Below are 14,521 nucleotides of genomic sequence, written 5' to 3'. Positions count from 1 at the left end.
TGCAGGCGTTTTTTTAGCAGTTTAATGGCAGTCCGATTCGGGTGTTATTGGTATGCTTCCCTCCTAAAAAGGCTCCGTAATTGCTGCGCAACCCTAGTGCAACTCCTCCCCCCTACATAAAACCCTACATCATTTTCCATGTTTACTCCTGTTCTCTTTCTATAAAAGTGAGCTCCCCGATGTATATCCTCTCATAACAATATTGAAATGAACAAAATGAACAAAACGTTAGTAGATGAATAGCTCTGAACGAAAGCGCTTACATGAATGAAATGAATTTTCGTTTCCTCCCTTTTGAGAGTACTTTCGTTTCGCGAATACAATAACACTTCTTTAACAGATTGTGAAAAATGCTATACCGCTAAGTTGTGATTTGTTTTCAATTTAATCTGCTAGTAAGAAACTTAAGATCCGTTTGAAACCTTACTCCCCGTTCATAACCTGGCCAGAGATTTAGATGCATAGTGATCACTATGTAAAACCAGAACGCATTACATCTACCAAACTAATATTTGCTGTCTATGCATTTAAAAGTTACTCCTAAAGGTTCTTTAAGAGCTTTAATTTTTGCTGTTATCACCTGTATCCCGCTGCTCCTGGCTATGGGAGCCTATGCCCGTATTGCTCCTGCAAAGGCTGCATTTTCCCGGCAAACCTATAACAGCTGGCAGCAGGCTTACCTGCAGGATCATCCCTTTGCTCCCTTTGCACTAAAGGAAACGGCTATACGCCTTTTTGGCGGCGCACCCGGCCCCTTATGGAGCTTTGCAGCTACACAAAGCAATTTTGTTACCGGCATATGTCTGGGCTGCGGGGTAACTAACCCTACCCGCGCTGTTGACAGCGATACCACTACCTACTCCGCCCTGGTAACACTGGTGGGTGTAGGCGGTACCGTAACACAACGGCTTACGTTTGCCGGCGATTACCAGGCCGGTGATCGGATAGCGCTCGACCTGGAAGTGCCCGGCCAGCTGCTGGCCGGTGGCTTGTTGTCCGGCATTACCGTACAAACACTCAATAACGGAATACTGAATAATGATGCAACCACTTTAAATGGATCCCTGGTTCAGGTGAATTTGTTAGGCAGCGCAGCTAATAAGTTCCGTGCAATACTACCGGTAACCAAGGCCTTTAATGCCGTGCAGGTAACTACCGGTGCTACGCTGGCAGCATTAGGCTCCTTAAGGATCTATGAGGCTGCCGCTATTGTACCGGTAACCGTGAGCCCCGATAGTACAGTGGTCGTATCCGGGCAAAGCGCTTCTTTCAGCGCGGCATCCCGCTTATCAGGCGCACAGTTCAAATGGTACAGCAGCCCCACCGGCGGCACTGCTTTGCACACCGGCGCTACCTTTAATACCCCCGCTCTTACAGCCGCAACTACCTATTATGTAGAGGCTACTACTCCCGATAATTTAAGCAGCTATATACGTACGCCCGTTGTAGTTAGAGTGTCCGGTGCACCCGGCCCTATCTGGACGTATGGCGATGAACAGGCAGGCCCCTTTGTTGGCGGCGCCGCCTGCGTATTGTGTTCGGTAAGCAATCCCGCACAGGCAGCCGATGGCGATACTACCACCGCATCTGCTTTCTCAATGCCGCTTGGGCTGGCCACCACATTAGGCCAGCGGGTGATATTCCCGGGTGTATACTACCCCGGCGATAGCCTGGTGCTGATCCTGGAAACACCGGAGAGCCTTCTCACCGGGCAGTTATTACCTAACCTCATTGTACAAACCTATCATGATGCCATCCTGGGCACTCCGGTAGCAAATGATGATGCAACGATGCTGGATGCGCAGCTGGCGCGGGTAGACTTGCTGGGACTTTCCGGCGGCAACCGTAAATTCAGGGTTACGCTGCCCATACAGGATACCTGTGATGCAGTGCAGGTAAACCTGAGATCTACCGTATCGCTTTCACTGGCGCAAAACCTGAAATTATATGAGGCCGTGGCTATGGTACCCGTAACGGTTACCCCTTCGCCTGATACAGTGGCTTATCATCAAACCGCTACTTTAACACCTTCATCCCGTATAGCAGGCGCTACCTACAACTGGTACGCATCTCCCACCGGTGGGGCACCTTTGGCCACCGGTACATTCACTACCCCGCCGCTTACGCGCAATGCTACCTATTATGCAGAAGCAGTAGACCCGCTGGGTAAAACCAGCTTTAAACGTACTGCCGTACCCGTAATAGTAGCCGGTGGCGCCGGCCCCTTGTGGACGTATGGTGTGGACCAGCAAAGCCCTATAACAGGCGGTCTTGCCTGTGTGTTGTGCGCGGTTAACAATCCCACCCTGGCTGTGGATGAAGATACCACTACCGCTTCCCGCCTGGTGCTGCCGGTAGGTGTAGCTACCTATGTAGGCCAGCAGATCCGCTTCCCGGCCGAGTATCAGGCCGGCGACAGCGTAGTATTTTTCCTGGGTACCCAGAATAATCCCCTGGCTACCGCCAATTTGCTGAACGGCATCCGGGTGCAAACTTTCAATGGCGCTACTCCCAATGGAGATGCCACCTTCCTGAACAGTAACCTTATTAAGCTGGACCTGTTGGGCATAGACGGCGGTATCCAGAAATTCCGTGTAGCCTTCGCCGCTACACAGCCGTTTGACGGTACCCGTATAGACCTTACATCTACTGTAGGTTTATTAGACGGTTTAAATGTATACGAAGCCGCTGCCATGATGCCGGTACAGGTAACCAGGGTAAACCCTGCATCCGATACTGTAGAAGTGGGCAAAACAGCCAGCTTTACAGCCGGTATTCCGCGTATTCCCAATGCCACCTTCAGCTGGTACGAAACACCTACGGGCGGTACGCCTGTATTTACCGGCGCTAACTTTACCACCCCTGACATACTGGATAACAAGGTGTATTATGTAGAAGCATTTTCACCCACCGATGGCTTACATAGCCTGATACGTACAGCTGTACCCATTTTCGCCAAGGCAGTGAATAACCTCCTGTGCGGGGCTGCCGCCACACAATCTAACGGCACCAGCGGTGTAGCTTGTGTGCTTTGCTCCGTAATAAATCCCTTACTGGCTATTGATGGCGATGTGAATAGCGCATCTGAGCTGCGTGTAAGCATTGGCCTGCTGGGCGGGGTATACCAGGGCTTAGGTTTTAGCGCATTAAGCGGCGCTAAGGATACATTGCGTATAGGTGTTGGCGTTAGCTCCGGCCTGATAGACCTGGGCGCACTTTCCGGTTTGACCTTTACATTGTATAACGGTAACACCCAGGTAGCGCAGGTTAATAATGCAGCCCTGCTGGATCTGCGCCTGCTGGATGATACTACCCGTGCAGAAGTTGTTTTTGCGCCCGGCGTAGCATTCGACAGTGTGAAAGTGGACTTCAACGCATTACTGGCAGCCATCAGCTCCTTCAAGCTCTATTACGCTAAATTTACCCCGCCCAATGCGGTGGTGGCAGATAGTGTGGTAAGAACCTGCCCCGGCAGCGGTGTAACATTAACGGCTACCCAGCCCGCAGGTGGAACATTCCGCTGGTACGATTCGTATTCCGGTGGTAACCTGTTATTCACCGGTGCAACATTCAACGCTGGCAACATTACTTCAGATACTACTTTTTATGTAGAAGCAGTATCCACCGGTGCAGATGCCTGCGGCAGCAATACCCGCACGCCGGTTCAGGTAAAATTGGGCCTGCCTGCTGTTGCAGTTAACCCGTCTACCATTACTATAGACAAGGGGCATACTGCTACCTTTAACGTCGTATCTCCCAATGCAAATTATACTTACCGTTGGTTTAAGGCAAATACCGGCGGCACAGCCATTCACACCGGCGCACAATTCATAACCGCTGCGCTGGATTCCAATGCCGTTTACTATGTGCAGGCAGATTCCAGTAGCTGCAGCAGTAAGCGTACGCCCGTATACGTTATTATCTCCACCTTGCCGCCGGTGCCGGATATTATTCCGGATACAGCCTATGTAAGTACCGGCCAAAAAGCCACCTTCCGCATTGCGAACCCTGATCCGGCGCTTACTTACCGCTGGTATAGCGTGGATAGCGGCGGCGTGGTGCTGGCTACAGATACTATCTATACTACTCCGGCTATATCTGCAAATGGTAAGGTATATGCCGAGGCGGTGAATGCCTCTAACCAGGCCAGCCGCACCCGTGCAGTAGGCGTTATACAGCTGGTAAATGCCCCCGGCGGTTTACCCTGTACCTATAGCAATGCGCAGCAAAGCCCCGTATACACCGCACCGCTCAGCATTTGCCTGTTGTGCAGTGTTACTAACCCGGGTAATGCTATAGATGGGGATACCACTACGGCCTCCCACATCCGCTCTAATGTAGGTATTGGTTATATAGGCCAGCACCTGCAGTTCCAGCATCCTGGCATGGCGGGCGATAGTATTCGCCTGATCCTGGGCCTGCCCACCGGCCTGGCAGATGCACAGCTGCTGGGTGGCGTACAGGTACAAACCTATAATGCCGGCAGCCCGGTAGGTAACCCGGTTTTCCTGAACGATTTCCTGCTGACCCTGAAACTTATAAACGCTAATAAATTTACAGCCACTATACCGGTACAAACTGCCTATGATGCAGTAAGGATTAGCCTGGGCGGTGTATTATCTGCCTTAACTACCCTGGATGTATATAATGCAGAACAGATCATGTTACCGGCCAAACCCAGCCCGGAAAGTGACTCGCTCACAGTATGCCTGGGCAGCCGCGCACGCATTGTGGCAATGGATACCACCGGCATAACAGTAGGCTGGTATGCAGCCCCCATAGGTGGTGCACCCCTGTTCACCGGCGGCATTTTCAATACCCCCGCGCTTAACCAGGCCAGCACTACTTATTACATAGGCAGCAGCCGGAATGGTTGTGCCAATACACAGCGTATACCCGTTACCGTAAAAGCGGTAGCACAGCCTGCAGCACCACAGCTAACAGCAGCAGCCATCAATATTTGTGTAGGTCAGGTAGCCGGCTTGTCTGTGTTAAACCCGCAGGCAGGCATTACCTACACCTGGTACGATGCGCCAACCGGCGGCAACCAGGTAGATACCGGCGCCACCCTGGATGTAGTACCTGCTACAACCGGTGTGGATACCCTGCATTATTATGTACAGGCAGGCAGAGCTACCTGCACCAGCAGCAGCCGCACCGGTGGAGCTGTATATGTATCAACCCGCTGCAATGGCGGTAATACCGGCGATACTGCTACTCTTACCATCTGCAAAGGTGCCAGCATAACGCTCACGGTAGACAGTATAGAAGCAGGCGCCACTTACCAGTGGTACAATGCTGCCAATAATACGCTGGCATTCACCGGCACCAGCTTTGTTACGCCGGCCCTGAATGCAAGTATTATATACCGCCTGGAAGCTGCCTTTGCGGGCGGCATCCGCGACACAGTGCGTGTGTACGATATTACCGTGCAGGACAACCTGGCCACACCAGCTTTGCTGGCAGCAGAAGCCTTTACCACGCCGGGTGGTACAGCCACCTTTACGGTAGCCAACTCCCTGGGTGGTGTAATGTATAAATGGTACAGCACCCCCACCGGCGGTACCCCGCTGGGTACAGGTACCAGCTTTACCACACCGCCATTAACCGGCGATAGCGCTAAATATTATGTAGAAGCCAGTGCAGGCGCCTGCGTAAGCGCAGCCCGTGGTATAGCCACCGTAAGAACCGGCAATGGTACCGGTGTGCCCTGTAGCATTGCCAACAGCACCCAAAGTCCTGTTTACACCGCACCAATCAGCATTTGCCTGCTGTGTGGCGTAACAGATGCTGATATGGCGGTGGATGGTGATTCCACAACAGCCGCACAGGTACGTGCAAATATTGGAATAGGATATATAGGACAGGTATTAAACTTCCAGCAGCCCGGCCTGGCCGGCGACAGCATCCGCCTGATACTGGGCTTGCCCACTGGCCTGGCCGATGCGCAGCTGCTGGGTGGCATAAGGGTGCAGATGTATAATAACGGAAGCGCAGTGGGGAATGCCCTCTTCCTGAATGGTGGCTTAGGTGTGTTGAAGCTGCAGGCTTTAACCGGCAATAAGTTTGCCGCTACCTTTGCCGCACCGGTTAATTACAATGCAGTATATGTAAGCATTGGCGGCGTATTAACCGCTTTAACCACACTGGAAATATATAATGCACAGCAACAGCTGCTGCCTGCCAAACCAACCGTTGCCAGTAGTTCGCTCACGGTATGTTTGGGTAGCAGCGCACGGCTGGAAGCCACGGATACTGCCGGTGTAATTGTGAAATGGTATGCTACGGCTACCGGCGGATCACCGGTGTTCACCGGCGCAGTGTTCAATACCCCGGCGCTTAACCAGCCAAGTACTACTTATTATATTGAAACCAGCCGTAATGGCTGCCCCAATCCAATACGTGTACCCGTTACCGTTAAAGCGGTGCCGCAACCGGCAGCACCGCAGCTGGCAGTTACCGGTGTAAATGTGTGTGTAGGGCAAACCGCTACCTTCTCCGTACTCAATCCGCAGGCAGGCATCGCCTATAAATGGTATGATGCGCCAACGGGCGGTAATCTGGTAGATACCGGCGCCGTGCTGAATGTAGTACCGGCAGCCACTGGTGTAGATACTGCACGTTATTATGTGGAAGCCGGCGCAGGCAGCTGCACCAGCAGCAGCCGTACCGTAGGCACCGCATATATATTCACTAAATGTAATGGTGGTAATACCGGCGACACCGCTACGCTTACTATCTGTGACGGCGGCACGGTAACCCTGCGGGTAGACAGTGTGCAGGCAGGCGCTACTTACCAGTGGTATAACGCGGCCAACAACAACCTGGCCGCAACCGGCACCTCATTTACCACACCGGCCCTGAATGCAGATGCCATGTACCGCCTGGAAGCTACATTCACCGGCGGTGCAAAAGATACCATCCGCATATATGAAATAACAGTGCAGGATAGCCTGGCCACACCGGCCCTGGTAACCAGCAACATCACTACCACGCCAGGTGGTACGGCCACCTTCACAGTAGCCAACTCCCTGGGCGGGGTAACCTATACCTGGTACGCCACAGCATCCGGCGGCACGCCGCTGGCCACCGGCACCAGCTTTACCACGCCGGCCCTTATAGGCGATAGCGCTAAATATTATGTGGCCGCCAGCGCCGGCACCTGCGTAAGCAGCGCACGGGGCGTAGCTACCGTACGCGCCAGCAATGGCGGTAACGGACCTTGCTATGTAGCCAATACAGCACAAAGCCCGGTATATACTGCGCCGGTAAGCATTTGTTTGCTGTGCGGTGTAACAAATCCGGATAACGCAGTAGATGCTGACAGCACTACTTTCGCCAGGGTAACCGCCGGCGTAGGCATTGGTTATGTAGGACAGGTATTACACTTCCGCCAGCCAGGTTTGGCAGGGGATAGCATTCGCTTAACACTGGCGCTACCCGGCGGCCTGGCAGATGTGCAGGTGCTGGGAGGCGTACGCGCACAAATGTATAAGAACGGCAGTCCGGCAGGCAGCCCCATCTTCCTGAACGGAGGTTTGGGCGTGGTGAAGCTGCAGCTGCTGAACAGTACTAAGTTCAACGCCACCTTTGCAGCACCGGTTGATTATGATGCGGTGTACATAAGCATTGGCGGAGTGTTAACTACTATTACCTCCATGGATGTATTTATTGCAGAACAAAGATTAGTGCCGGCCAAACCTTCTGCCGCTTCCTCTTCCCTGCAGGTATGCCGTGGCAGTAGCGCGCAGCTGACAGCAACAGATACAGCCGGTGTAACTATCCGCTGGTTTGCCACTGCCACCGGCGGCACGCCGCTGGCTACCGGCCCTGTGTTTAATACACCCGCATTAAACCAGGCCAGCACTACCTACTATATTGAAACCAGCCGTAACGGTTGTCCCAACCCGGTACGTACATCCGTAACCGTATTGGCCATCAATTGTGGCAACGGTTCAGCAGATACAACGGCCATTACCATTTGCAGGGGCAGCAGTACTACGCTTACAGTAGACAGTGTGCAGGCGGGCGTCACCTACCAGTGGTTTAATGCCGCCACCGGCGCCCAGGTTGGTACCGGCACCAGCTTTACCACACCGGCGCTGAATGCAAATACCACTTACCGCCTGGAAACAGTATTTAGCGGCGGTTTCCGCGATACCACCGGCATCTTCCCCATTACGGTAACAGATCCGCCGGTAGTGCCGGTATTGGTGAACAGCACGGTAGTTACCTGCGGCAGCGGTCCTGTACAATTAGCCATCCTTAATCCGCAACCCGGCGTTACCTACAACTGGTATAATGCACCTACCGGCGGTACGCTGTTAGGCACCGGTACCACCTTCAGCGTAACACCGCCTACCGGTGTGGATAGTGTGAAATATTATGCAGGCGCTGTAATAGGTACCTGCGCCAGCACCAGCCGTGCTACCGTAAGGATTGTGAACAACCTGCAGCCGCCTGTATTAATAACCAGCTCACAAAGCACTAACCTGGGTAGCACTGCTACCTTTACGATAGCCAACCCGCAGGGCGGCGTTACCTATAAATGGTATAGTGTAGCCACCGGCGGTACCCCGCTGGCCATAGGCCCCAGCTTTACTACCCCGCCGTTAACGGCCGACAGTGTGAAGTATTATGTGGAAGCCAGCATAGGCAACTGCGTAAGCAACACCCGCGCTGTAGTAACGGTGAAGAACAGCAATAATGGCGGTGGCAATAACGGTGATACTACCAACATCACCATCTGCGCAGCTACCAGCCTTACACTGAACGCGGTGAACCCGCAGGCGGGGGCTATTTACCGCTGGTATAATACCGCTAACAACAGCCTGGTATTTACTGGTACCAGCTTTACCACACCGGTGCTTAATGCAGCCATCACTTACCTGGTAGAGGCTACCCTGCCTGGCGGTACAAAAGATACCAACCAGGTATACATTATCACGGTGAGCAATAACACCACACCACCGGTAGTAGCCGCAGCAACGGTGAAAATATGTTCCGGGCAGGATGCGGTGCTGGTGGTACAGAACCCGCTCCCCGGCTTCACCTACCAGTGGTTTGATGCACCCACCGGCGGCGCCCAGGTATTTACAGGGGCGGTATTCACCGTAGCAGCTGTAACCGGCAACCGCGATTATTATGTACAATCCGTATTAAACAACAAATGTATAAGCGCCACCCGCACCAAGGTAAGCATACAGGCAGGCAGCGCGCCGGCAGCACCAATGGTGGCCTCCAATAACGTAATTACCTGCATAGGAGGTACTGCTACTTTCAGCATCCTGAACCCGGACCCGGCAATTACCTACCGCTGGTATAACCAACCGGCTAACGGTTCGCTGCTGGCCATAGGCACAGCCTACACCACCGCAGCATTGAACAGCACCACTACCTATTATGTGGAAGCTGCCTATAACGCAGGTTGCGTAAGCACCGCACGTACAGGCGTAACCGCTACCGTGGTAAGCACCATTGATGCTCCGCTGGCAGATGCCGTTACTTCCTGTGCCGGCCAAACTGCGGTGCTCACCGTAAACAACCCACAGGCAGGCATTTTCTACAGGTGGTATAGCACCGCTACCGGTGGCACCGCCCTCTTTACCGGCAGCAGCTTTACCACGCCGGCATTAACCGGCAACACCACCTATTATGTGGAATCAGCCAGTGGCGGCGGTTGTGTAAGCGTAAGCCGCACACCGGTAAGCGTAACGGTAAATAGTGCACCTGCTGAACCAACAGTAGCCAGCGCCGCTATAACAGTATGCCCCGGCCAGACAGCAACCCTGCAGGTACAGAACCCGGTAGCCAATGTTACCTATCGCTGGTACACTACATCCACTGGTGGTACCGCAGTAACTACCGGTCCTAGTTATACTACCGGCCCGCTGAGCGCAAACCAGCAGTATTATGTAGAAGCAGTAAATCCGGGTGGCTGCGCCAGCGCTCAACGTACAGCCGTAAGCGTTACAGTGGGCGCGCCGGATGCAAATGACATCATTGTAAATGCACCGGATCCGCAATGCCCGGGATCAGCGGTAACGCTTACCGCATCAGCAGCCTCCGTACCCGGTGCCGATTTCCGCTGGTACAGCACCGCCACTGGCGGCACCCAGCTGGCCACGGGCGCCACCTTTACCACACCGCCGCTGGATAGCACTACTACTTATTATGTAGAAGTGTTTGCAGGCACCGGTTGTGTAAGCGCCACCCGCAAAGAGGTAACCGTAGCAGTATTACATGAGCTGGCCACACCGGTAGTAACCGTAAGTGATTCCACCGCCACCTCCGTAACCTTTAGCTGGAGCCCTGTTGCAGGCGCTATACGGTATGAGGTAAGCACAGACGGCAGCAGCTTTACTACTCCCAGCTCAGGCGCCAATGGCACCACACATATCATAACAGGCTTAACACCTAACCAGACAGTAATGCTGCAGGTAAGGGCGGTAGCGGAAAACAGCTGCCAAACCAGCATGCTGTCAGCAGCCGTAACCGGCAGGGCATCCAATCCGGCAGGCGACCAGGTATTTGTTCCCAACCTGTTCAGTCCTAACGGGGATGGTGTGAATGATGTGCTGATGGTGTATGGTAATACCATTGCCACCCTGGAGCTGCACATCTTCAACTACTGGGGCCAGGAAGTATTCCAGTCTAAAGACCTGCGTCAGGGATGGGATGGCCGTATGAACGGCAAGCCGCAGCCCTCGGGTGTATATGTGTATACTCTAAGCGCGACGCTACAGAATGGCGCAACGGTGAAAAAGAAAGGAAACATTACGCTGATACGTTAAAACCCATTATTCATGCCCCGTTCCGGGAGTACCGGAACGGGGATTCAATAACATGCTAAAAAGATTTCCAATGAGGAAAAGTATAATTGTTCTGTGGCTTTTAATAAGCGCTGTACTGCCCAGGTCTGCATGGGCGCAGGTAGACCCGCATTTTTCCCAATATTACGCATACCCCTTGTGGTTAAACCCCGCATTAACCGGCGTGCTGGATGGCGATTACCGCGTGAGCGCTAACTACCGCAACCAGTGGACCAACTATGGGAAGGCTTTTGCCACCACCGGCGTTTCAGTAGATGCCGCTACGGATAAGAATATGGGAGTAGGCCTAAATGTGCTGAACATGTCAGCCGGTGATGCAGGTTATAATTACTTCAATGCCATGGCCAGCTTCTCCTATAGCGGTGTAAAGCTGGGCGCCACACAAACTACGCGCATTGTTTTTGGCATCCAGGCAGGTATTATCAGCCGCAAGGTAGACCCCTCCAAGTTCCAGACCGGCAGCCAGTGGAACCCGGTAATGGGCTTTGATCCCAGCATGTATAATGGCGAAAACCTGAATAAAACATCCTCCACCGCCTTTGATGCAGCAGCTGGTGCTTTATTCTTTGATGGTAATCCCAACCATCGCTTTAATCCATTTGCAGGCATCTCTGCCGGCCATTTAACACAGCCGGAAGATCCGTTCGTAGCCAATGATAACCGCAAATACCCGCTGCGCTACCTGGCGCATGGTGGTACCAAAATAAAATTAACGGAAGAGGTAAGCATTACTCCGCATGGTTTGTACATGCGCCAGGGTAATGCAGAAGAAAAAGTATTGGGTGTATATGGCCAGTATACGGTAAACCCGGAGTTTGATCTGCTGGCCGGCGCCACCTACCGCTTTAATGATGCCGTAATACCCTTTACCGGCTTCCATTACAAGAACTTTGTACTGGGCCTGAGCTATGATGCCAATACATCCAGCCTGCACCGGCTGACCACTGGCAGCAACAATAGTTTTGAGCTCTCCCTGTCATTCATAAGCCGTAAGAGAAGAGTGATGACAGAAGAATATTTTATTTGTCCAAGGCTGTAAAAGATAAAAACCCGTCAGATGAAAAAATTTATACGCTGTTGGCTTATCATCCTGTTATGGAGCATCAACGCCGTACATGCACAGCTGGTGTATGATTACCGGCGCACTGCCGATGTGTATTACAATGCAAAGGATTATTACTCTGCAGCGCAATATTATAGCAAGGCATTGGGTACGTATAAAAGTCCTCCCCTGCATGTATTGCCCTATGCAGTGAATGGCGGCGTGAATGCAGCCCCTAAGGAAAGAAGCAATAAGATCAAGGATTATGAAACGGTCGTATACCGGCTGGCGGAATCGTACCGCCAGTACAATGACTTTGGCAATGCAGAAATTTATTATGCACAAACCGTTAGCTATAATAACAACGCAGCATTTCCACTGGCCCGCTTCTGGTATGGCGTGTGCTTGCGCGCCAATGGCAAGTACCAGGAAGCGCTGGACCAGTTCAATCAGTTCAAGCAAAGCTATACCAATGCAGATGCTATCAGCACCCGTTTGGCGCTGGAAATAGAGGTCTGTGAATTTGGGTTGTCAGAAAAAATGAATCCCCGTTACAGCATCAGCAAAGTAGGGGGGAATGTAAATACCGGCGGCGCTAACTATGCACCGGTAGCAGTGGGTAACAACCTGTTGTTGTTCACCTCATCACGCCCTGAAAACCCGGTGAACAATGAGGATGACAAAAAGAAGAAAGATAATCCCTATGTAAATGACCTGTTTACCGCAGCTGGCCGGGGTACTGATTTTGATAGCAGCGTGAAAGTGACCATACCCACCGTTAAAGGAGTAGATCAGGGCGTGGCAGCGCTTACCTCCGATGGGAGTATGCTATTCGTTACCCGATGGACCCGCGTGAACGGGGAAAAGCAGGCATCCATTTACGTAAGTACCCGGCAGGGCGCAGGCTGGTCTGAGCCAAAACCATTAGGGCAGGAAGTGAATGTACCTGGTTTTAGCTCCATGCAGCCATTTGTAACCCCGGATGATAAATACCTGTTCTTTGCCTCTAATCGCCCCGGTGGCATGGGAAAGAATGATATCTGGTACAGCCCCTTGCAAAGCGGCACACCCGGCGCCGCCAAAAACGTGGGTACCGGCATTAACTCCCGCGATGAAGAGCAGGCACCCTATTATGATACCCGGAGCGGTACATTCATTTTCAGCTCAGATGGCCGGGTAGGTTTTGGCGGACTGGATTTCTTCATGAGCCAGGGCGCCATAGGTAACTGGTCGGCCCCTAAGAACATGGGCCTGCCGCTGAACTCATCCAAAGATGATATTTACTATACACCTTTAGATAAGAACCACCCGCTGAACGGCGGTTACATCAGCTCCGACCGGGAATCCGTATGCTGCCTGGAGCTGTTCAGCCTTAAAAGGAAAGCCAAGAGCGCCGGGGGTATGATCCTGGATTGCGATGGGCAGCTGCCGTTGACCGGCGCCACTGTTACCCTTTTAGATACGGTGCAGCAGAAAGTATTGCAGCAGGTAACAGTAGATGAAAGCGGGCATTACAGCTTTGATGTAGATATACAGAAAGATTACAAGGTAATGGCGGAGAAAGAGAACTACTTCTCCAAAGCCATTTATTTCAATACCGATGAGCTGGTGAGTGTGGATTCCCTCATGAATCCCTCCCTGTGTTTAAAACGTTATGAGATAGGCAAGCCCATTATCCTGAAAGATATTTACTATGACTATAACAAGGCCGTGCTGCGGCCGCAGTCGCTGATCGTACTGGATACTGTAGTATCTATTATGCAGGATAATCCGAACATTATTATAGAAATGGGATCGCATACTGATAGTAAAGGCACCGATGTGTATAACATGAAGTTATCACAGGCCAGGGCACAGTCCTGCGTGGATTACCTGGCAGGTAAAGGCATTCCCACCTCCCGGATGGTGGCCAAGGGCTATGGTGAGTCAAGGCCCATTGCCCCCAATACAATGCCTAATGGTAAAGATAACCCCGATGGACGCCAGCTGAACAGGCGTACGGAATTTAAGGTTTTGCGTATCCAGCCCCAGTTACAGTAATGGATAATCCCAAAAGAAGCTGGAACCATATCCTATAACCAGCACACCTACCACGAAAAGGAATAGCCGGCATCATTTGCCGGCTATTCGCTTTTTTCATCACTCCTTAACTACTTACTAATAATGGTTTCCGGTTGTTCAATAAACGAGTACAAAATATAGGTAGAATGGTTACTTACTAAATAAATAGCTGAAACATAAGCACGGTTCCTGTTTATATAAAAGGTCTTTTCTGTATTTTCTGATCAACGGTTTAGCTCAGTTTGCCCTGGCAGAATGTGTATGTTAAACGGGCACTTACGTAAAAGGTTACAAGAGTACATAAAAAAACACAAACATTTTTTTTGAAATATTCCGGATCCGCTTTGCCCGCATAGGCGCTGCTGCAGCGGATTTGTAGTTGCAACAAATGTTGTGGGCTATAGGGGAAAGCACTGATGGTTATAACGCGCATGTATATACGTAAAGAACTACCGGGTATCCGGTGAATGTATGCGATGTTTACGAATGCAAACACTGCGTTTATATGCAGAGGGTATTCTTTTCATGCAGGCATCTGACAGTTGTTATAACAGCATATTATTTTATTACCTTTGCCCCTGTTTTA

The 14,521-nt window shown here is 51.8% G+C and carries 3 protein-coding genes; all 3 read left to right on the top strand.

What is annotated here, in order from left to right; all coding sequences use genetic code 11:
* Positions 1-521 precede the first annotated feature (521 nt).
* Positions 522-10,793 (top strand): Ig-like domain-containing protein, encoded by a 10,272-nt coding sequence (locus BMZ54_RS03520; RefSeq protein WP_143080894.1) that lies wholly within the window; start codon positions 522-524, stop codon positions 10,791-10,793.
* 70 nt (positions 10,794-10,863) lie between these two features.
* Positions 10,864-11,871 (top strand): PorP/SprF family type IX secretion system membrane protein, encoded by a 1,008-nt coding sequence (locus BMZ54_RS03515; protein ID WP_089906755.1) that lies wholly within the window; start codon positions 10,864-10,866, stop codon positions 11,869-11,871.
* Positions 11,872-11,889: 18 nt separating this feature from the next.
* On the top strand, positions 11,890-13,914 hold the full coding sequence (locus BMZ54_RS03510) for an OmpA family protein (RefSeq protein ID WP_089906754.1): 2,025 nt from the start codon (positions 11,890-11,892) through the stop codon (positions 13,912-13,914).
* Positions 13,915-14,521: the final 607 nt, after the last annotated feature.

Source organism: Chitinophaga rupis (assembly GCF_900109685.1).
In the GTDB taxonomy this organism is placed as follows: Bacteria; Bacteroidota; Bacteroidia; order Chitinophagales; family Chitinophagaceae; genus Chitinophaga; species Chitinophaga rupis.
This window is presented reverse-complemented; position numbering and strand designations above follow the sequence as displayed.